Genomic DNA, 20,431 nt, shown 5'->3' with positions numbered 1-20,431 from the left:
CTCCTTTAGATTCGCTTCTCAATAATACCGCCACCCATACATACGTCGCCGTTGTAGAACACAGCAGACTGGCCCGGTGTTACAGCAATTTGAGGCTCATCAAAGATAACTTTGATGTTTTCATCATCGATAGGGATGATGGTACATGGGATATCTTGCTGTCGGTAACGGGTTTTCACTGTGCACTTCAGCGTTTCACGGATAGGCTGGCGATCAACCCAGTGAAGCTGGGAAGCAATAAGGCCTTCTGATTTCAGGCGCGGATGATCTTTACCCTGACCAACAATCAGTACGTTGCGCTCAACATCTTTGTCGACAACGTACCATGGGTCTTCACTGCCGTTACCGCCTTTCTGTCCACCGATATGCAGGCCTTTACGTTGGCCCAGAGTGTGGTACATCAGTCCCTGGTGCTCGCCGATCTCTTTACCTTCGGCGGTTTCAATCTTGCCTGGCTGTGCCGGCAGGTATTTACTCAGGAACTCAGTAAATTTACGCTCACCGATAAAGCAGATACCGGTTGAGTCTTTTTTCTTTGCTGTTACAAGACCTTGTTCTTCAGCAATGCGGCGAACTTCTGGTTTCTCCAGTTCACCTACCGGGAACAGGCTGCGCGCGATCTGCTCGTGACTCAGTGTGTACAGGAAGTAACTCTGGTCTTTGTTATTGTCGACACCGCGAAGCATTTGTGGCTTCTCGCCTTCCTGAGTCGGGAAGCTGCGGCGAGTGTAGTGACCCATCGCAATGTAGTCGGCTTCCAGAACTTCATCGGCAAACTCCAGGAATGCCTTGAACTTGATTTCTTTGTTGCAAAGAATGTCAGGGTTCGGAGTACGGCCTGCTTTGTATTCTGCAAGGAAGTACTCGAAGACATTGTCCCAGTATTCAGCTGCAAAGTTGATGGTGTGCAGGTGAATACCTAGTTTGTCACATACAGCTTGTGCGTCTGCGAGATCCTCTGCTGCTGAGCAGTACTCTTCATTATCGTCTTCTTCCCAGTTCTTCATGAACAGGCCTTCCACTTGGTAGCCCTGTTGAAGCAGCAAGTAAGCGGATACAGAGGAATCAACGCCGCCGGACATGCCGACAATGACTTTTTTCTGGCTGTTATCTGACATATTTCTCTTCAATCATTAATGGTGTTAAGAGCGTAATTCTAACAGAAAGCTTTTTACTGAAACAGAGCGAGAGCAGAATCACACTTTAATAATTTTATTGGCTTTTTTGATCTCTGTTCACCATCGTTTTTTCTGGGCTCTAAGCCAGCATGAGCCAAGAATAATAATGTCTTTGTTCTTAACTAGTTACTTTGCTTTAAATGTCACGCAAACGTTTGCGTGGTGGTATGATAGTAGATGCCAGTAAGAATGTGTAGCTTTTTTAAATCAAAATGGGAGAGCTGCCGACAACAGTTGTCGGCAGGTGATTGTTTGATCAGAAGTTATTCGCCGTTAGTCGGGAGCTTAACTTCACGCCATTCGCCCGGCGCAAGCCCGTCAACTGTCCAGTCAGCCATTTGGTAACGGATCAGACGCAGGGTAGGGAAACCGATATGCGCAGTCATGCGGCGAACCTGACGGTTTCGGCCTTCTTTTAGAGTGATTGCCAGCCAGGTTGTCGGAATATTTTTTCTTTCACGGATCGGCGGAACGCGATCCCATACCGTTGGCTCCTCCATGCGCTCAACGCCAGCAGGTAAAGTCGGCCCGTCTTTTAGGGTGACGCCTTTTCGGAGTTGATCGAGCTGCTCTTCTGTTGGTGAGCCTTCGACCTGAACCCAATACACTTTTGCCTGCTTGGATTTCGGCTGGGTCAGTCGTGCCTGGAGGACGCCGTCGTTAGTCAGAACCAGTAGACCTTCGCTGTCTTTATCCAGCCTTCCTGCCGGGTAAATGTCTTTTACCGGGACGAAATCAGACAGTGTTTTATCTCCCGGTTCGCCGGTGAACTGGGTCAAAACGTTATATGGTTTGTTAAATAAAATGATCTTCTGTGGTCCACGAGGACGTTTAGGTTTATTAATTCTTCTTGATGTTCTACGCTCATTAGTTGAACGTCTTTGTTGACGAGGTGAGGTGTTTGGCTTCATAAATAGCGTGTTATACAAGGAATACTAAGTTGACGGGCATATTATACGCGAAAAACATCCTGAGTGGCGTATCGATAAAATTTCAAGTATGATTTGCGCGCATCTTACAAAAAGATAACAAATGGACGCTAGGAGATTTAAATGGATAGTAAAGTAATTGTACCAGCAAATGGTCATAAGATTACTCTGGACGCACAAGGTAAACTGGTCGTTCCTAACAACCCGGTTATCCCATATATTGAAGGTGATGGTATCGGGGTTGATGTAAGCCCTGCAATGATTAAAGTTGTCGATGCGGCTGTAGATAAAGCCTACGGCGGCGACCGTAAGATTGAATGGATGGAAATCTATACGGGTGAAAAATCTACACAAGTTTATGGCGAAGATGCCTGGTTGCCTCAAGAAACCCTGGATTTCATCCGAGAGTACAAAGTTGCAATTAAAGGACCGCTGACTACCCCGGTCGGTGGTGGTATCCGCTCTCTTAATGTGGCTCTTCGCCAAGAGCTGGATCTGTATATTTGTGCTCGTCCTGTTCGTTATTTTGAAGGTGTACCAAGCCCGCTTAAGCAACCTGAACTGACTGACATGGTTATCTACCGTGAGAACTCGGAAGATATTTATGCCGGTGTCGAATATCAGGCCGGTACAGAAGAAGCAGATAAAGTTATTCAGTTTCTGCAGGAAGAAATGGGTGCTACCAAAATCCGTTTTCCACAGCAGTGTGGTATCGGTATTAAGCCTGTTTCAGAAGAAGGTACAAAACGTCTGGTTCGTGCCGCTCTTCAATACACGATCGATAATGACCGCGATTCACTGACTTTGGTTCACAAAGGCAATATCATGAAGTTCACCGAAGGTGCCTTTAAGGACTGGGGCTATGAAGTTGCTGCTGAGTTCGGTGCAGAGCTGCTGGATGGTGGCCCGTGGATGGTGATGAAAAATCCGAATACCGGCAAAGAAATTATTATTAAAGACTGCATTGCCGATGCATTCCTGCAGCAAATCCTGCTGCGTCCTGCCGAGTATGACGTGATCGCAACTATGAATCTTAACGGTGACTATATTTCTGATGCTCTTGCTGCGCAGGTTGGTGGTATCGGTATCGCTCCGGGTGCCAACATCGGTGATGGTGTGGCTCTGTTTGAAGCGACACACGGTACTGCTCCTAAGTATGCTGGTCAGGATAAAGTTAACCCTGGCTCTCTGATCCTTTCGGCTGAAATGATGCTGCGTCATATGGGTTGGACAGAAGCTGCTGATTTGATCATCAGCTCGATGGAAGCGGCTATCAGTAATAAGACTGTAACTTATGACTTCGAGCGTTTGATGGATGGTGCGACGCTCCGTAAGTGTTCTGAATTTGCTGACGATATGATTGAGCAGATGAAGTAAGTCATACCGACTTTGAATCATCACGAAATGCCCGGCCTTGGCCGGGCATTTTTGTTTGATACCAAACAGAACAATAATCGATCCAATCAGAGTGTTGTTACTCGTTTGAGAACAGCCCAAATTAATGGAGATATAGTGGCTCGACATCAAAGTTATCGTATTAAATGATTGAAATTGAGACGGTACCCCTCATTTTTACTATGAGTGGCTGAACGTTGATGTTCGCAGTGAGATTTTAGCTTATGATAAAAGGTGATTGGGTAAATAGCCTGGGATTGTTTATAAAAATGTTAATAAATGAAGGCGAAAATATTCATTAATTATTCACTATTGGAACTTGTTTTTCGCCCGGAACCGGTGTCGAGTAGAGAGAGTGATAGCCTCTTAAGGCTGCGAAGTATTTGTATCAGGTAAAGAAAAGGCGAGCCTTTTGCTCACCTTTTGGAAATGACGTACAAAGTTGAAGTGGTTTACTTCATAGCATCAGCTTCAACCGGGACTATCTCTTTGGCATGGTAACCTTTTGGCCCAGTTTCAACCGTATAGTTGACTTGTTGGCCCGCTTTGAGAGTTCGGTAGCCATCCATCTGGATAGTTGAATAGTGTGCAAAAATATCGCCTTCACCGTCTTCTGGGCAGATAAAACCGAAGCCTTTTGCGTTGTTAAACCATTTAACTGTACCTGTTGCCATGCTTTACATCCCTCTTTGCATTCAAGTTCCATTTTGCATTAGTAGCCACTTCTTTTAACACGATTTGCATACTAATGCTATTTTGATGCAGTTAATATCAAATACAGGTTACACTTTAGTAAAATGAGCTAGACAGTCAAGTGCATATTATAACATTTTCATAAAATGCGTGGTTGTACGTGAGATGATGTAGCAAGCACTTGAACAAATGACTAAGATGAGACTATGAGCAAGTTATATGAATGGATTATTCCTGAGTCTGATGTACTAGACGAGGAAGAGACTCAGGTTAAGCCGCCATCGATGTATAAAGTAATTTTAAACAATGATGATTACACTCCGATGGATTTTGTGATAGAAGTGTTACAGAAGTTCTTCTCCATGGATCTGGAGAAAGCAACACAGTTGATGCTTACTGTGCATTATGAAGGGAAAGCAGTATGTGGAACCTTTACCGCTGAAGTCGCCGAGACGAAGGTGGCACAAGTGATGATGTATGCAAAGGAGCATGAACATCCGCTACTGTGTACGATGGAAAAAGCCTGACTTTTTCCGGCACACCATAATTAAGTGGTATTTAGGGGAGGTGCCTTATGCTAAACAAAGAACTTGAAGCTAGCTTGAACGGTGCTTTTGCACGAGCGAGAGAAAAGCGCCATGAGTTTATGACTGTCGAGCATTTGCTCTTGGCATTGTTGGAAAATGCCGCAGCGCAAGAGGCACTGTTAGCTTGTCGTGCGGATCTGGATAAGCTGCGTAAAGAGCTTGATTCATTTATTGAACAGACCACACCTTTGATTCCGGCAGATGATGAAAGTCGTGAAACTCAGCCAACACTGAGCTTCCAGCGTGTTCTTCAACGTGCGGTTTTCCATGTTCAGTCTTCTGGTCGGAGCGAAGTGACCGGCGCAAACGTGCTGGTGGCGATCTTTAGTGAACAGGAATCTCATGCAGCTTATCTGCTTAAGAAGAGTGACATTAGTCGTCTTGATGTCGTTAATTACATTTCTCACGGTACAGTTAAAGACAGTGATAACGACGATCTGAATGGTCCGGATGTGGGCGGTGATGAGCCGCGTGCAGAGCAGGGTTCTGAAGATAAACTGGAAAATTTTGCGACTAACCTGAACCAGTTGGCACGTGCCGGTGGTATCGATCCGTTGATTGGTCGTGATTTTGAACTTGAACGAACGGTACAGGTACTGTGCCGACGCAGGAAGAACAACCCGTTGCTGGTAGGTGAAGCCGGGGTGGGTAAGACTGCGATTGCTGAAGGTCTGGCTTGGCGCATTGTTGAAGGCCAGGTGCCGGATATCATCAAAGATTGTGTGATTTACTCGCTGGATATCGGTTCATTGCTTGCCGGTACTAAGTATCGCGGTGATTTCGAGAAGCGTTTCAAAGGCATCTTGAAGCAGCTTGAAAAAGAAGAGCATGCCATCCTGTTTATTGATGAAATCCATACTATCATTGGTGCCGGTGCAGCTTCTGGTGGCCAGGTGGATGCGGCTAACTTGATCAAACCGCTGTTGAGTAGCGGTAAGATCCGCTGCATGGGTTCAACGACTTATCAGGAATACAGCAATATCTTTGAGAAGGAACGTGCGCTGTCACGCCGCTTCCAGAAGATTGATATTGTAGAGCCGTCACTGGATGACACCACTAAGATCCTGATGGGTCTGAAGCCGAAGTACGAAGCTCATCACGAAGTTCGCTTTACCAATAAGGCAATTCGTGCGGCTGTTGAATTGTCGGCCAAATACATCAATGAGCGTCACCTGCCGGATAAGGCAATTGACGTTATTGATGAGGCGGGTGCTCGCTGCCGTCTGGCTCCGGCCAGCAAGCGTAAGAAAACCGTTAATGTCAGCGACATTGAGGCAATGATTGCCAAAATGGCGCGTATTCCAGAGAAGTCAGTATCATCGAGTGATCGAGATGTTCTGCAGACTCTGGATGAGAAGCTGAAAATGCTGGTGTTCGGTCAGGATGAGGCTATCGATGCTCTATCTGAAGCTATTAAGCTAAGCCGTGCAGGTCTGGGGGAAGAGAATAAGCCTGTTGGTTCATTCTTGTTCGCCGGTCCGACCGGTGTCGGTAAGACAGAAGTAACCGTTCAGCTTGCTCGCACACTGGGCATTGAACTACTGCGCTTTGATATGTCTGAATACATGGAGCGCCATACTGTGAGCCGTCTGATCGGTGCGCCTCCGGGTTATGTTGGTTTCGATCAGGGGGGGCTATTGACTGATGCGGTTATTAAGAGTCCGCACTCTGTTGTACTGTTGGACGAAATCGAGAAAGCTCACCCGGATGTCTTCAACCTGCTACTACAGGTTATGGATAACGGTACGCTGACTGATAACAACGGTCGCAAAGCGGATTTCCGTAACGTTATTTTGGTGATGACAACCAACGCTGGTGTGACAGAGACAGTACGTAAGTCGATCGGTTTGATCCAGCAGGATCACAGCCATGATGCGATGTCTGAAATCAAGCGAGTGTTTACGCCGGAATTCCGTAACCGTCTCGATGGTATCATTTGGTTCAACCATCTTGAAAAAGAGGTTATTTCTCAGGTGGTGGATAAGTTCATTGTTGAACTGCAGGCTCAGTTGGATGCCCGCGGTGTTTCAATGGAAGTGTCTGCGGCTGCCCGTGAGTGGTTGGCAAATAAAGGCTACGATAAATCTATGGGTGCTCGTCCGATGGCACGGGTAATTCAGGATAACCTTAAGAAGCCAATGGCTAATGAGTTGTTATTCGGCGAGTTGGTCAACGGAGGCTCTGTGCGAGTTGACTTGGTCGATGACAAGCTGGATTTCCAATTCAGTAGCGAGATGGAACCTGTTCATTAATCGCTACTAAGTAATAAAAATAACCGCCTTTATGGCGGTTATTTTTTACGCTGATTCACGTGATTATCATCCAGCTTGATAGGCTGAATGGATTTTCAGATAAAATAAAACCCGGCCTTCATGCCGGGTTTTATTTTGTCTCTTTAATCTTGGTACAAGATTAACGCGCGCGGAAGACGATGCGGCCTTTAGACAGGTCGTATGGAGTCAGCTCCACAGTCACCTTGTCACCAGTAAGAATACGGATGTAGTTCTTGCGCATTTTACCAGAGATGTGAGCGGTAACTACGTGACCGTTTTCCAGCTCAACGCGGAACATAGTGTTAGGTAGTGTATCAAGTACAGTACCTTGCATTTCAATTACGTCTTCTTTTGCCATTGAATCCTCTTAGGCTACCAGCCATTCTTCTGATCGGGCTGGATAATGCCTCGAAACTGTTTAAGTGTAAAGTTTAGGCCGCAATTTTACCCTTGCTCTAATCCTTTGTCAGCTACTGTGACCTATTAAAACGTATTTTCTCCATTTTTTTGCCGAATTGGGTACTACGTAAACACAAATCAATGTAATGAATGTTTATTGCCAGTGACCATCAAGTAGTTTCTGGTAAGGCTTGAAGCGAACTTTATAGTTCATTGCCTTGCAGTCATCGATTTGGTAGCCGGGGTAGAGCCATTTTCTGTCGGTTAGCTGGCAGTATCGGATTTGATACAACACACAAAATGTACCGAGAGATAAATGAGAGTCGGGGTCGAAAAAACTGTATACCGCACTGAGCGCGTCATGAAACACATCTGTGACAGCAACGGCCACTAGAGTATCGTTTTCATAGACGTGCAGGAACAGAGTATCCATCCACTCTGCGGTACAGAAATCATAGAATTGCTCACGGTTGGCCGGGTACATACTCCCTTTAGCATGTCGGGCCCGGATATATTTTTCATAGAGCTCAAACCAATTATTATCGAGCTCGCTTTTAAATTCCCAGCGCAGCTGTTTCATCTGATTTAGCTGTCGTTTCTGGCTTTTGGATGGTGTGAAGTGTTCACAGTCAATCCGGAGTGGAGTGCAAGCATGGCATTGTTGACACATCGGACGATAAACGGCGGTACCGCTGCGACGGTATCCCGAGGCAATCAGTACGCCATAACCCGGTGCTGTCAGCCAGTGATGATCCATCACCACGCCTAACTGCTCTTGTTCATCTGGTAAATAATTACATGGCGACACAGGGGTAAGGCCAATCCGAAGTGAAAGTTTGTTATAGCTTGTCATGATTATGCCTGATATAGCTCCCGCGGTTGGAAACAGCCTTCTTTAAGTATGGCATCTCTTTGCAATTGTAAAAATTGCATAAAAGGTCCGCGTTCAATTTCGACAGCGCCGAGTGAAGCAAGGTGGTCGTTCATGATTTGACAGTCGATCAGAGTGCCGCCATGAGCTGTGAAATGCTGACAGAATATCCACAGGGCTATTTTCGAGGCGTTATCTGCCAGCGAGAACATAGACTCACCGCAAAAAATGGTGCCGACCTGAATGCCGTATAAGCCCCCGATTAGTTCGTCGTTGCGCCAGACTTCCACTGAGTGACAGTGCCCGAGGTTATGCATCAGCTGGTAGGCCTGCTTCATTTCATCGGTGATCCAGGTCTCTTCCGCCCCGCGGCTGTCGGCACACAGTCGGATTACCTCGTGACAGGCTTTATTCAGGGTGACCTGATACCCTGATTTTCGGAAGTACTTACGCAGGCTTTTGCTGGGCTTAAACTGATCCGGAAGAAAGATGGCACGGGGGGCCGGGCTCCACCAGAGAATGGGTTCGCCATCGGAGTACCATGGAAAGATACCGTGACGGTAGGCTGAGATCAGTCGCTCCGGGCGTAAATCACCACCGAACGCCAACAAGCCATTGGGTTCATCCAGGGCCGTTTCGGTCACCGGGAATTGAATATGCACCGGGTCAAGCTCCGGTAAGTAAATTGCCATAAGTTCTGTGTATCTGGTTTTGAAAATAGTGTTGCCGGCCTGAAAAGCTGTCGGAATATTTACCGCATGCTATCTCTGTTTATTAGGTCGGTCAGAGCATAAAATAAGGATAAATTACCAGTCTTGGGGAAATTATAAAATGAGAAGGCTATTAATGTTACTGCTATTACTACCAATAGCAGTGACTGCTGCACCGTATAACCGAAATGAAGCCCGTACCGTCAATCAGGTAGTCTTCGGGGAAGTTGACTCTGTTCGCTATATAACCCATCAGGAAGTCGTGAACTCACAGCGTAATGGCTGGGAAACCTTGTTAGGTGGTGTTATCGGCGGCTTGGTAGGTAATCAGTTCGGTGGCGGCAGCGGACGTGAAGTCGCGACAGCTGTTGGTGCGGTCGCCGGAGCCAGTATTGCTCACCATCGTCAACCGACTCAGAAAATTGTGAATTACCGTTTGGTTGAAATTTTGATTAAAGCAGAAGACGGACAGTTGATTGATGTAATACAGGATGTTGATCAGCAAATGCTTTTCCAACGTGGTGACAGTGTCCGGATTCTGTATTTCGACGACGGTGTCAGGGTTGATAAAACATTCTGATACTGAAAGAAAAAACTAAAAAGCGAGAGCCATTTGGCTCTCGCTTTTTTTTGTATCAACGGATCTTAGATTCGGTTACACAGTTCAGTATAGCGGCCATTCAGCGCCAGCAATTCAGTGTGTTTACCGCGCTCAATGATTTCCCCTTCGTCCATCAGGCAAATCTGATCCATCTCTTCAAGACCGACCAGGCGGTGGGTGATGAACAGAACGGTTTTCTCTTTTGCATGCTCGATTAACAAAGAAATGATCTGCTGCTCAGTTCGGCGATCAAGACCTTCGGTTGGTTCATCCATCAGCAGGATAGGGGCATCATGCAACAGAGCACGGGCAATCCCGATACGACGACGCTCACCACCGGACAGCTGACGACCACCTTCTCCAAGCCATGTATCCAGACCTTTACCTTTAAGTAGGGTCTCAAGGCCGACTTTCGTTAATACCTTGCTGAACTCTCTATCTGAGCCCTCAGGTTTTGCCATCAGCAGGTTTTCACGCAGGGTGCCGTTAAAGATGTCCACTCGTTGGCTGACGACTGTGATAGCCTGACGTAGCGAAGCTTCCTGCCACTTCGGTAGCTCAACACCATCAATACTAATTTTACCTTGCTGTGGATCCCAGTTACGAGTCAGTAGTTGAAGCAGGGTGGATTTACCACAACCGGTACGGCCGAGCAGAGCCAGTTTCTCGCCCTGTTTCAGGCTGATAGAAATGTTCTTCAGCACAGGTTGGTCACTGTCGTAGTAGGTATAACTGATATCGTCGATAGCAATATCACCGTTAACCTGAGCCTCGTGGCCTTCTGGATCAAACGGCGTATCAGGTGTTGCTTCAATGATTTCATTGAGGCGGCGTGCTGAAGTCAGCGTTTGTCCCAGATACTGGAACGCACCGGCAACTGGCATCATCAGTTCAAAGCTTGCCATGGTTGCGAAGGCCACCATAGCAACGAGCGGATCCGGTGTTCCTCCGCCTATACCATCAGCGGCAATCCAGGTGATCAAGACTAAAGTCCAGCCTGTTGCCGCCATCAGGATAGCATTGGCAAGACCGGTCAGGCTGGCCATCTTTCGTTGCGCTGCCAGAAGGGTATCCTGTTCAGACAGGGCTTGTTCGCGATAGCGTTCTTCGGCATTAAACAGAAGTAACTCAGCTTGCCCCTGAAGCCAGTCAAGCAGCTTCACCCGGTAATTGGCTTTGGCATAGGTCAGCGCTTCGCCATTAGTTTTACCTAGGCGGTAGAAAATAACCGGTAGCGAAAACATCAGCAGCAGTAGGATGAAGCCCAGCATCAGTCCGACAGTCAGGTCAAACCAGGCAAGAAAAGCCGTTATCGTAAGTAGCCCGATAACCCCCACAATTAGTGGGCTGACAAGACGCAGGTAGACATGATCCATAGCATCGACATCCGCAACCAGGCGGTTTAGCAGATCTGCATCACGAAGGTTTGCCTGGCGGCCCGGGATCAATGGTGTCAGCTTACGGAAGAAGAACAGGCGCAGGTCTGCCAGTAGCTTGAAAGTCGCATTGTGGCTGACGACACGTTCGCCCCAGCGACCGGCAGTTCGGGCCATCGAAAAACCACGGACACCGGCTCCCGGCAGCATGTAGTTGAACGTCTCACGGGCGATCGTCAAACCGGCAACAGCCGATGCGGCAATAAACCAGCCGGACAAAGTCAGTAGGCTCATGGCAGACAGCAGGGTTGCCAGGCCAAGCAGCATACCCAGTGTCAGGCCGAACCAGTGTTTACGATATAGTTTCAGGTAAGGGATTAAATCACGCATCGAGATCCCTCTTGTCAGTATTAGCCAGCATGTCAGCCAGTAACCCTTGATGTTTAATGTGGTCGAAGTGACCGTTTTGTACCAGCTTGCCGTTTTCCATCACCAGAACCCGATCCATTACTGAAAGCTGGTCAAGTCGATGGCTGACCATCAGGGTCGTTTGTCCTTTAGTAGCCATGGCAAGACTGTCCAGAACCAGATGTTCACTGTTGGCATCCAGGCTGGCTGTCGGTTCGTCCAGCAGCCAGAAGCCACCGTTTTGCAACATGGCACGGGCAACAGCAATTCGTTGGGCCTGACCGACCGACAGACCTCCGGAGCGATCACTGACCTGATGCTGGTAGCCTTGTTCAAGGCGACCGATAAACTCATCGGCATAGGCCTGGCGTGCTACCTGGCTTACGTGATCATCAGTCGCTAATGGATTACCGAGTGTAATGTTGTCTCGTACTGAGCCATGAACCAGAAGCGGGTTTTGACCGACCCAGCTGATAGTTTGGCGCCATTCGCTATGGTCCAGTTCTTTCAGTTCGATGCCGTTAATTTTTAGGCTGCCGCGGTATGGCAGAAAACCGAGCAGGGCATTCAGCAAACTGGTTTTACCGGCACCACTTGGACCGACAAGCGCAATTTGTTCCTGGGAGTTAATATCAAAACTTAACGGACCAGCCAGCACCTGACCTTGAGGGCTTAGTACTTCAAGGTTTTCTGCGTTGATTTGAATCGTTTCCGGCGATGGCAGTTCTTCTGAACCTGCCGACATCTCATCTGCTTCGGTATTCAGGAATTCAACAATGGATTCCGCTGCACCGATTGCTTGTGCTTTGGCATGGTAAAAGGTGCCCAGATCGCGCAGAGGCTGGTAGAACTCAGGTGCCAGAATCAGGATAAACAGTCCGGTAAAGAGTGAAACTGACGTACCGTAGTGACCGAAATCCAGCTCACCGATATAAGTGAAACCGAAGTAAACGGCGACGATCGCCACCGAAATGGCAGAGAAAAACTCCAAAACAGCAGATGAAAGAAATGCCAGACGAAGTACTTCCATGGTGCGCTTGCGCAATACATGCGATGCGGCATGCAAGTTCTCAGCTTCAACTTCAGCACGGTTGAACAGTCGAAGTGTAGACAGACCTTGCAGGCGGTCGTAAAAATGCCCGGACAGGCGTTGTAGTGCTTTGAAGTTGCGTCGGTTGGCATCAGCAGCCCCCATCCCGACCAGAGCCATGAAAATAGGGACCAGTGGCGCAGTGATTAGGAAGACCAAACCTGCTGCCCAGTTCAGCGGGAACACGGCAAACAGGATAACCAGTGGAACCAGTACCGCAATCGACATTTGTGGAATGTAGCGAGCGAAGAAATCCTGCATTTCTTCAACTTGTTCCAGCACCAGGCTTGCCCATGTACCGGCAGGTTTGCCTTTCATGTAGGCAGGGCCCAGGGCGTGTAATCTGTTCAGAATAAGTTGGCGGATGTGGAGACGAACTTGTTCGCCACAGCGGTAGCCGCAGATTTCACGTCCCCAGCTACAGACGGCCCGAAGACCAACAATTACAATCAGGCCGAAAAAGCTGCCGACCAGCTGATATTTGTCAGTATGTTCGATGATAAGTTGGTGAAGGATATGTGCTAAAAAGGCTGCCTGACCAATAAGCAGCAACCCTGAAAGGAAACCAAGTCCGACACTTAGAATCAGCCAGCGTTTGGCCAGTTTGCTCTGTGATTTCAACCACTTGGTTAAATTGCGTTGTAATTTTTTATCCATAAGAATTCTTGAGCTGCGACGGGCAGCTATCAGAAAAAGAGAAGGCTCATTTGCGGCCGCTTCAGGTAAAAGCGGCCAGATTTATTATTGTTGTTCTTCTAAGGCATCCAGGAAGCGCTCAGCATCGAGTGCTGCCATACAACCAGTACCTGCCGAAGTAATTGCCTGGCGGTAGGTATGATCCATAACGTCACCAGCAGCGAAAATACCGTCAACGCTGGTTTGTGTCGCATTACCTTCAGTGCCAGACTGAACCTTGATATAGCCATTGGCCATTTCTAGCTGACCTTCAAAGATTTGTGTATTTGGCTGGTGGCCGATTGCAATGAAGGCTCCCATTACATCCAGATCTTCGGTAGTCTCAGACTGAGTATCTTTGATACGAACGGCGGTAACGCCCATGTCATCACCCAGCACTTCGTCCAGTACTCGGTTGGTATGCAGGACGATATTTCCATTCTCAACCTTGTCCATCAGACGCTTGGTCAGAATTTTCTCTGAACGGAATGTGTCACGACGGTGGATAAGGTGAACTTCAGAAGCAATATTGGAAAGGTAAAGTGCTTCCTCAACGGCAGTGTTACCACCACCTACAACGGCAACTTTCTGATTGCGGTAGAAGAATCCGTCACAGGTTGCACAGGCAGAAACACCACGGCCTTTGAAGTTTTCTTCCGACTCTAATCCTAGGTATTTTGCCGAAGCGCCGGTAGCAATGATTAACGCATCACACGTGTACTCACCATTATCGCCTTTTAGGCGGAATGGACGCTGGCTGAAGTCTGTTTCGCTGATATGGTCGAAGATGATTTCAGTCTCGAACTTTTCAGCGTGCGCCTTCATTCGTTCCATTAGCGCCGGGCCAGTCAGGCCTTCCGCATCACCAGGCCAGTTTTCCACATCAGTGGTTGTTGTTAACTGACCGCCTTGCTGCATTCCTGTTACCATCACCGGATTTAGGTTAGCGCGGGCTGCATAGACAGCGGCTGTGTAGCCAGCCGGACCAGAACCAAGGATGAGCAGTTTACAATGTCTTACGTTACTCATTACTTCTCCAGGCTGAAATGAGATTATTATCATGTAGAAAGCTGATTGTAGGTAAATTAATGGCGTAATGAAAGAGTCCCAAGTCTGTCTCGCCCTGATGATGACATGCTTGGTAAGGATTCGTTGTAAAGCAAGGTTGCTGAAAACAGAAACGGGAAGCCTGAAAAAGCTTCCCGAAAGTTAGAAGTCGCTATTTATCAACAGGATAAGTCAGTGCATGCTTATCGCTACTGCCGGGTCGGTAAAATGCAGGTCGAAGGCTTCAGCGACTTCCTTATAGGTGACTTTTCCTCGCATGATATTTAGCCCGGCAAGGAAGCCCGGATCATCAAGCAGCGCTTGCTTGTAGCCAAGCTGAGCCAGTTTAACCACATAGGGAAGGGTTGCGTTATTCAGAGCAAAGGCTGATGTTCGGGCTACAGCTCCCGGCATGTTGGCCACGCAATAGTGAACGACATCATCAACAATATATATCGGCTCAGTATGAGTCGTTGGCTTCGATGTTTCGAAGCATCCTCCCTGATCAATAGCGACATCGACTAAGGCTGAACCTGCTTTCATTATCTTTACGTGCTCTGCGGTAATGAGCTTTGGCGCAGCCGCTCCGGGGATAAGCACAGCTCCGATAATGGCATCCGCTCCGGGTACCAGCTTATCGATAGCCTCGTCGGTGGAATAGATAACTTTGGCCTTGCCCTGAAATTCCCGGTCAAGGGCCCTGAGTGTATCCAGGCTGCGATCCAGAATAGTGACATCTGCCCGCATTCCCACAGCCATCCTTGCCGCATTGGATCCGACAACACCTCCACCCAGAATAATGACCTTCGCCGGTTCTACCCCCGGAACACCGCTGAGAAGCAGTCCTCGTCCCCCCTGAGAATTCTCTAAAGCCTGGGCGGCAGCCTGGATAGACATTCTGCCGGCGACTTCCGACATCGGGGCTAATAACGGCAATCTTCCGTAATGATCCGTGACTGTTTCATAAGCGATACAGATAGCTTTGCTGTCGATTAAGTCTTTTGTTTGTGGAAAATCTGGTGCAAGATGGAGATAAGTGAATAAAATTTGTCCTTCGCGGAGCATAGCTCTTTCTTCTGCCTGAGGCTCTTTTACTTTGACAATCATCTCTGATCTGGTAAAAACTTCTTTGGCAGTTGGAATAATAGAAGCACCGGCAGCCTGGTAGTCTTCATCAAAAAGACCAATACCTGCACCGGCATTGGTTTCGATGAGTACCTGATGGCCTAAGGAAACGAGTTCACGAACACTGCTGGTGACGAGTCCAACTCGATATTCGTGATTTTTAATTTCTTTGGGAACGCCAATGATCATCCTGCTTCTCCCTTGGCATCGTAGTTCTAATTGCTATTGACAAGGTTGTAAATGCGAAGATAAAGGCAGTATAGTTTGACTATCAGAGTATTTGATTCTAAAAATTAAAAAGTTGTAGTATATTTTTTTGCAAGGAAGTAAGAAGGTGGAATAAAAAATGGTAGATACCAAGAAGAAACCATCCAAGGAATTGGATAGAATTGACCGTAACATCCTGAATGAACTGCAAAAAGACGGTCGTATTTCAAATGTCGAGTTATCTAAACGTGTAGGTTTGTCTCCAACTCCATGTCTTGAACGTGTTCGCCGATTGGAACGTCAGGGTTATATCAGCGGCTACACTGCGCTGCTAAATCCTCAGTTCCTTGATGCCTCTCTTTTGGTATTCGTCGAAATTACGCTTAATCGTGGTGCCCCGGACGTATTTGAACAGTTTAACAAATCTGTTCAGGAGCTTGAGGATATCCAGGAATGTCACCTTGTTTCCGGTGATTTCGATTACCTTCTCAAGACCCGTGTATCGGATATGTCAGCCTACCGTAAGCTGTTGGGTGAAACCCTGCTGCGCTTACCGGGCGTGAACGATACTCGTACCTATGTTGTAATGGAAGAAGTTAAGCAGACCAATAACCTGGTTATTAAGACTCGCTAATTTCTGCAACATCACCGTCTTAACGGTCAATAATCAAGCGGCTTCGGCCGCTTGATTTGTTTCTGCATCTTATCAATTTTACTGTTGAGTCGATGTGATTAAAAGTTGAGCGCTTGTCAGGCTAATTGACACAGGGATGAACTTATCTGAAGCGATCGCGTTTACAATAGGATAAGCGCTATGTTGAGGGATGGTTTTTATCGTCCTTTACATCTCTTTATTAGTCAAAAAGTGACGCTAAGTAGTATAAGATAGTGCGATAGATTTGAAGCCGCCTGAATGATTGCGGGAGAACCGCCGAACTATCCTGACATGCACAAGAAGCGGATAGTGCAGGGGATAGCTATCGGTTCAGGCGAAAAATAAGAAGATAGTTACACCGGAGTGTTTTTTGAGGAAAATTAAAGGCAAACAGCAGCCCAAACCGCGCCTTTCAGGAGGGCAGCGCCTGCTAGAAAGCTTTTTGATCCTGGGGATTTTAGCCGCCATTTTTATCATGATTGCCCTCGTCAGTTTTGACCCGGCTGATCCTTCGTGGTCGCAAACGGCCTGGGAAGGGCCGGTGCAGAACAAGGCAGGCGCTTTGGGTGCACTAGTTGCTGACACCTTCTTGTTTACTTTGGGCTCTCTGGCTTACCCGCTACCAGCTGCAATAGTTTTGGGGGCCTGGATTCTCTTCCGTCGCCGTGAAGAACGTGAATCTATTGATTACATGATTTACGGTACCCGTTTACTGGGGCTTCTCCTGCTTTTTCTTACCGGCTGTGGTCTGGCAGACTTGAATTTTGATGACATCTGGTATTTCTCATCAGGTGGTGTGATCGGTGATGTGGTTTCTAATATGGCCTTGCCGATATTTAATATCCTCGGAACGACTCTGGTTCTGATGTTCTTCTGGGCTGTAGGTTTTACGTTGTTTACCGGCATTTCGTGGCTAACGGTTGTCGATACTTTAGGCGAGACGACGTTGAAGGCTTTTGCATGGTTGTTCAATAAGTTCCGCTCTGACAAATCAGAAACCTTGACGCCGTTTGAGGCTGAAATTCCGGGTGAGAAGCAGACATCTTATGCCAGTCAGCTTTCTCCTGAGCCCGAGCTTGCCCATGATGCTGATGATGTCCTGCTGGCTCCAAGTAAAGACAAAGTCGATGACGTATTAGTTGCTGATCATAAAGAACCTTTGCTGAATGAACCTGACTGGAGTCATGAATCATCAGAACCTAAGATTGTGATGCCGGAGCGAGCGAGGTCTGTTACAGCTCAGCATCCGGAACCTGTTGTTGAACAGCATGATAGTGCAACACTGATTGCTGAAGCTTCGACAGACGTTCCTGAACCGCAGGCCCCTGTGACCTCAACCACGCAAGCAAAAGGTATGACAATCTCCGAGCTTGAGCGGGAACTCGAGCGGGATGAAAATTTCACTGTTTATATGGAAGAAACTGAGGTTTCTGACTTCTCTGAACAGCAGACTGTTGAGCCACCACTGACTGTGGAAGATGTTCAGCGAGAGCCGGAACCGCAGCCTGAACCAGTGATTCATACACCAGAATTGCAGTCACCAGTGGCAGAGCCTCAACCTATAAACAGCCAGTCAGAGCCTGTTGTTGATTCCGCTTTCGCCTCAACTGAAGTTCTGACTCCGATACAGGAATCTGTGGTTGAATCCCCTGAAGAATATTCACATTCAGTTCAGACTGAGTCCGTAGAATCGGAACCTGTATCAGAGACGATAAGCGAACCGATACCTGAACAGGTCACTGAACAGGTCACTGAACAGGTATCAACAACGAACGTTACTGATACGGTTGCTGTTGAAGAAGAACAGGTTCCGGCTATCAGTCATGATATTGAAATTGGTGTTCAGGACGGCATGTCTGAGCTCGAGCGCGCCTCTCATGAACAAGATGAAGAGGAAATGAGCGATGAGGAAGCCTTCCTGAAGAAAATCAGGGATGCACAAAAAGCGGAGGCTCATGCTGCTGGCCTTGATAATCCGTTCCTGATGAAGAAAGAGGCGGATTTGCCTGCTCCGACATCACCGATGCCAACGTTGGATCTGCTGGCACCGGCCAAACAGAATGTACAGCCGGCCAGTGAGGAAGAGCTAAAGCAGACGGCGATGCTCGTTGAAAATAAACTGGCTGATTATAAGATCAAAGCTAAAGTGGTTGGTGTATATCCGGGACCGGTTATTACCCGCTATGAGTTGGATCTGGCACCGGGAGTTAAGGTTAGCCGCATTTCCGGGTTGGCAAAAGATCTGGCGCGTGCATTGTCAGCTTCTGCTGTTCGTGTGGTTGAAGTCATTCCGGGAAAGCCTTATATCGGTTTGGAACTACCGAATGTAAACCGTGAAACCGTGTATATGTCAGAAGTGGTTGGTAGTGAGCGCTTCCAGAACATGAAAGCTGCACTGCCGATTGTTTTGGGCTATGACATTGCCGGTGAAGCGGTTGTTGCTGATCTGAGTAAGATGCCTCACTTGCTGGTGGCCGGTACGACAGGTTCAGGTAAGTCGGTTGGTGTGAACGTCATGATTGTGAGCTTGCTTTATAAGTGTAAGCCTGAAGACTGCCGCTTCATCATGATTGACCCGAAAATGCTGGAACTTTCAATTTATGAGGGGATCCCGCATCTGTTGACTGAAGTTGTTACTGACATGAAAGATGCCAGCAATGCGCTACGTTGGTGTGTTGGTGAAATGGAGCGTCGTTATAAGCTGATGGCTGCCGTCGGTGTTCGTAACCTGGCCGGCTTCAACGCCAAGCTGGAAGAGGCCGCCGCTGCTGGTCACCCAATCCATGATCCTTTGTGGAAGCCTGGTGACAGTATGGATGAATATCCGCCACGACTGGAAAAAATGCCGAGTATCGTGGTGATCGTTGATGAATTTGCCGACCTGATGATGGTGGTCGGTAAGAAGGTGGAAGAACTGATTGCTCGATTGGCTCAGAAAGCACGTGCTGCCGGTATCCACCTTGTGTTGGCGACTCAGCGCCCATCGGTTGATGTTATTACTGGCTTGATCAAGGCAAATATTCCAAGCCGTATGGCCTTTACCGTATCTACCAAGACTGACTCAAGAACCATTCTTGATCAGGGCGGAGCTGAATCTTTGCTTGGTATGGGTGATATGCTTTATCTGCCAGCAGGTCAGAACCATCCGGTGCGCGTTCACGGGGCGTTTGCTTCCGATGACGATGTTCACAACGTAGTAAACGACTGGAAAGCCCGCGGTAAGCCACAGTATATCGATGGTATTCTCAATGCCGATCAGGGTGCTGAAGGTCTGCTGCCAGGTGAGACTCCGGTAGGTGGTGATGACGATCTGGATCAGTTGTTTGATCAGGTTGCAGCATTTGTTGCTGAAAGCCGCCGTGGCTCAGTTTCTGGTGTCCAGCGCAAGTTTAAGATCGGTTATAACCGTGCTGCGCGAATTGTTGAGCAATTGGAAGCTCACGGCATTGTCAGTGCACCGGGACATAATGGTAACCGTGAGGTATTGGCTCCGCCACCGCCACCACGAGACTAAATGGAATCACTACAAGGTAAAGAGAATGATTAAAAAAGTAGTCATGGGGTTGCTGATCGCAGCGCCTGTCTTATTGTCATCTGCCGCATGGGCCAACCCTCAGCAGGAGTTGAGTGCTCGTTTGAGCAAGGTGAATGCCTTCAGTGCCGATTTCAAACAAAAGGTTGTTAGCCCGGAAGGTGATCTGTTAGTTGAAGGCGAGGGGGATGTCGCTATTCAGCGTCCGAATCTTTTCCGCTGGAATACCGTGGTGCCTGATGAAAACCTGTTGATCTCTGACGGCAGAACGTTGTGGTATTACAGCCCTTTTGTTGAGCAGGTGACGGCGATGTGGCTGAAAGATGCAACTGAGCAGACGCCGTTTGTGCTGTTAACTCGAAACAGTGCTGCCGACTGGGAAAAATACAATGTCGCTCAGACTGCCGATACGTTTACTCTGACGCCAAAAGACAAAACGGTTCAGGGCGGTAAATTTGTCGTAACAGTGGCCCAGAACGGTGAAGTGCGAGGCTTTACTGTAGTTGAGCAAGATGGTCAGCGTAGTAACTTCAGTTTCAGTAAATTCACTGCGCGTACGCCAACTGGTGATCTGTTTAAGTTCACACCGCCAAAAGGTGTCGAGCTGGATGACCAGCGTAATTAATATGTTTTAGAGCTGAGTCTCTGAACGTGAAACTTCTTTAAAACTGGTGGTACTT

Annotated in this window: 17 protein-coding genes; 7 read left to right on the top strand and 10 right to left on the bottom strand. The window is 47.8% G+C overall.

The window, feature by feature from the left end; all coding sequences use genetic code 11:
- Positions 1-5: 5 nt before the first annotated feature.
- Together mnmA and rluE are read right to left on the bottom strand one after the other, a co-directional pair.
- Positions 6-1,118 carry a tRNA 2-thiouridine(34) synthase MnmA gene (gene mnmA, locus C942_RS15495; protein WP_007467293.1) on the bottom strand — a complete coding sequence of 371 codons (1,113 nt, stop codon included), beginning with the start codon at positions 1,116-1,118 and terminating at the stop codon, positions 6-8.
- 323 nt (positions 1,119-1,441) lie between these two features.
- The gene (gene rluE / locus C942_RS15490; protein WP_036800409.1) at positions 1,442-2,089 is read right to left on the bottom strand and encodes a 23S rRNA pseudouridine(2457) synthase RluE; all 648 of its coding nucleotides are present in this window, start codon (positions 2,087-2,089) and stop codon (positions 1,442-1,444) included.
- Positions 2,090-2,230: 141 nt separating this feature from the next.
- Here rluE and icd point away from each other — a divergent pair, with 141 nt between their 5' ends.
- Positions 2,231-3,484: an NADP-dependent isocitrate dehydrogenase gene (gene icd, locus C942_RS15485; protein WP_007467287.1), complete on the top strand. Its 1,254-nt coding sequence runs from the start codon at positions 2,231-2,233 to the stop codon at positions 3,482-3,484.
- A gap of 470 nt (positions 3,485-3,954) precedes the next feature.
- Here icd and cspD read toward each other — a convergent pair whose 3' ends face one another.
- Positions 3,955-4,176: a cold shock domain-containing protein CspD gene (gene cspD, locus C942_RS15480; protein WP_036800406.1), complete on the bottom strand. Its 222-nt coding sequence runs from the start codon at positions 4,174-4,176 to the stop codon at positions 3,955-3,957.
- A 225-nt stretch (positions 4,177-4,401) separates the two neighbouring features.
- On the opposite strand from cspD, the gene clpS reads away from it, so the two are divergent.
- Positions 4,402-4,722 (top strand): ATP-dependent Clp protease adapter ClpS, encoded by a 321-nt coding sequence (gene clpS / locus C942_RS15475; protein ID WP_007467283.1) that lies wholly within the window; start codon positions 4,402-4,404, stop codon positions 4,720-4,722.
- A gap of 47 nt (positions 4,723-4,769) precedes the next feature.
- On the top strand, positions 4,770-7,034 hold the full coding sequence (gene clpA, locus C942_RS15470) for an ATP-dependent Clp protease ATP-binding subunit ClpA (protein ID WP_007467281.1): 2,265 nt from the start codon (positions 4,770-4,772) through the stop codon (positions 7,032-7,034).
- A 160-nt stretch (positions 7,035-7,194) separates the two neighbouring features.
- On the opposite strand, the gene infA is transcribed toward clpA, so the two are convergent.
- From infA to aat, 3 genes are all read right to left on the bottom strand, one after another.
- Positions 7,195-7,413: a translation initiation factor IF-1 gene (infA, locus tag C942_RS15465; protein ID WP_005493784.1), complete on the bottom strand. Its 219-nt coding sequence runs from the start codon at positions 7,411-7,413 to the stop codon at positions 7,195-7,197.
- Positions 7,414-7,608: 195 nt separating this feature from the next.
- Complete coding sequence (locus C942_RS15460) at positions 7,609-8,307, bottom strand: arginyltransferase (RefSeq protein ID WP_007467274.1); 699 nt, start codon at positions 8,305-8,307, stop codon at positions 7,609-7,611.
- A 2-nt stretch (positions 8,308-8,309) separates the two neighbouring features.
- Positions 8,310-9,017, bottom strand: coding sequence for a leucyl/phenylalanyl-tRNA--protein transferase (aat, locus tag C942_RS15455; RefSeq protein ID WP_036800402.1), 708 nt, complete (start codon positions 9,015-9,017; stop codon positions 8,310-8,312).
- Positions 9,018-9,156: 139 nt separating this feature from the next.
- Between aat and C942_RS15450 the strand changes: the two genes are divergently transcribed.
- The gene (locus C942_RS15450) at positions 9,157-9,615 is read left to right on the top strand and encodes a glycine zipper 2TM domain-containing protein (protein ID WP_036800399.1); all 459 of its coding nucleotides are present in this window, start codon (positions 9,157-9,159) and stop codon (positions 9,613-9,615) included.
- Between the two features lie 65 nt (positions 9,616-9,680).
- On the opposite strand, the gene cydC is transcribed toward C942_RS15450, so the two are convergent.
- The 4 genes from cydC to ald all read right to left on the bottom strand — a co-directional run bounded on the left by cydC (position 9,681) and on the right by ald (position 15,546).
- Entirely contained in the window at positions 9,681-11,402 is a 1,722-nt protein-coding gene (gene cydC, locus C942_RS15445; protein ID WP_007467267.1) for a heme ABC transporter ATP-binding protein/permease CydC, read from the bottom strand.
- On the bottom strand, positions 11,395-13,167 hold the full coding sequence (gene cydD / locus C942_RS15440) for a heme ABC transporter permease/ATP-binding protein CydD (RefSeq protein ID WP_007467265.1): 1,773 nt from the start codon (positions 13,165-13,167) through the stop codon (positions 11,395-11,397). The genes cydC and cydD overlap by 8 nt, the downstream gene beginning before the upstream one ends.
- A gap of 84 nt (positions 13,168-13,251) precedes the next feature.
- Positions 13,252-14,214 carry a thioredoxin-disulfide reductase gene (gene trxB / locus C942_RS15435; RefSeq protein WP_007467262.1) on the bottom strand — a complete coding sequence of 321 codons (963 nt, stop codon included), beginning with the start codon at positions 14,212-14,214 and terminating at the stop codon, positions 13,252-13,254.
- Between the two features lie 210 nt (positions 14,215-14,424).
- The gene (gene ald, locus C942_RS15430; RefSeq protein ID WP_007467258.1) at positions 14,425-15,546 is read right to left on the bottom strand and encodes an alanine dehydrogenase; all 1,122 of its coding nucleotides are present in this window, start codon (positions 15,544-15,546) and stop codon (positions 14,425-14,427) included.
- A gap of 157 nt (positions 15,547-15,703) precedes the next feature.
- Between ald and lrp the strand changes: the two genes are divergently transcribed.
- From lrp to lolA, 3 genes are all read left to right on the top strand, one after another.
- Complete coding sequence (gene lrp, locus C942_RS15425; protein WP_007467256.1) at positions 15,704-16,198, top strand: leucine-responsive transcriptional regulator Lrp; 495 nt, start codon at positions 15,704-15,706, stop codon at positions 16,196-16,198.
- 391 nt (positions 16,199-16,589) lie between these two features.
- On the top strand, positions 16,590-19,733 hold the full coding sequence (locus tag C942_RS15420) for a DNA translocase FtsK 4TM domain-containing protein (RefSeq protein ID WP_007467255.1): 3,144 nt from the start codon (positions 16,590-16,592) through the stop codon (positions 19,731-19,733).
- Between the two features lie 25 nt (positions 19,734-19,758).
- Positions 19,759-20,376 carry an outer membrane lipoprotein chaperone LolA gene (gene lolA / locus C942_RS15415; RefSeq protein WP_007467253.1) on the top strand — a complete coding sequence of 206 codons (618 nt, stop codon included), beginning with the start codon at positions 19,759-19,761 and terminating at the stop codon, positions 20,374-20,376.
- Positions 20,377-20,431: the final 55 nt, after the last annotated feature.

This window comes from Photobacterium marinum, from assembly GCF_000331515.1.
In the GTDB taxonomy this organism is placed as follows: domain Bacteria; phylum Pseudomonadota; class Gammaproteobacteria; order Enterobacterales; family Vibrionaceae; genus Photobacterium; species Photobacterium marinum.
Note: the sequence above shows the minus strand (reverse complement) of the source record. Positions and strands in the feature narration are given on the sequence as shown.

Coding starts and splice junctions, on each gene's coding strand:
- mnmA (WP_007467293.1), bottom strand. CDS start 1,118: ATGTCAGATAACAGCCAGAAAAAAGTCATTGTCGGCATGTCCGGCGGC.
- clpS (WP_007467283.1), top strand. CDS start 4,402: ATGAGCAAGTTATATGAATGGATTATTCCTGAGTCTGATGTACTAGAC.
- cydD (WP_007467265.1), bottom strand. CDS start 13,167: ATGGATAAAAAATTACAACGCAATTTAACCAAGTGGTTGAAATCACAG.
- lolA (WP_007467253.1), top strand. CDS start 19,759: ATGATTAAAAAAGTAGTCATGGGGTTGCTGATCGCAGCGCCTGTCTTA.
- clpA (WP_007467281.1), top strand. CDS start 4,770: ATGCTAAACAAAGAACTTGAAGCTAGCTTGAACGGTGCTTTTGCACGA.
- C942_RS15450 (WP_036800399.1), top strand. CDS start 9,157: ATGAGAAGGCTATTAATGTTACTGCTATTACTACCAATAGCAGTGACT.
- infA (WP_005493784.1), bottom strand. CDS start 7,413: ATGGCAAAAGAAGACGTAATTGAAATGCAAGGTACTGTACTTGATACA.
- cspD (WP_036800406.1), bottom strand. CDS start 4,176: ATGGCAACAGGTACAGTTAAATGGTTTAACAACGCAAAAGGCTTCGGT.
- lrp (WP_007467256.1), top strand. CDS start 15,704: ATGGTAGATACCAAGAAGAAACCATCCAAGGAATTGGATAGAATTGAC.
- C942_RS15460 (WP_007467274.1), bottom strand. CDS start 8,307: ATGACAAGCTATAACAAACTTTCACTTCGGATTGGCCTTACCCCTGTG.
- rluE (WP_036800409.1), bottom strand. CDS start 2,089: ATGAAGCCAAACACCTCACCTCGTCAACAAAGACGTTCAACTAATGAG.
- ald (WP_007467258.1), bottom strand. CDS start 15,546: ATGATCATTGGCGTTCCCAAAGAAATTAAAAATCACGAATATCGAGTT.
- cydC (WP_007467267.1), bottom strand. CDS start 11,402: ATGCGTGATTTAATCCCTTACCTGAAACTATATCGTAAACACTGGTTC.
- aat (WP_036800402.1), bottom strand. CDS start 9,017: ATGGCAATTTACTTACCGGAGCTTGACCCGGTGCATATTCAATTCCCG.
- icd (WP_007467287.1), top strand. CDS start 2,231: ATGGATAGTAAAGTAATTGTACCAGCAAATGGTCATAAGATTACTCTG.
- trxB (WP_007467262.1), bottom strand. CDS start 14,214: ATGAGTAACGTAAGACATTGTAAACTGCTCATCCTTGGTTCTGGTCCG.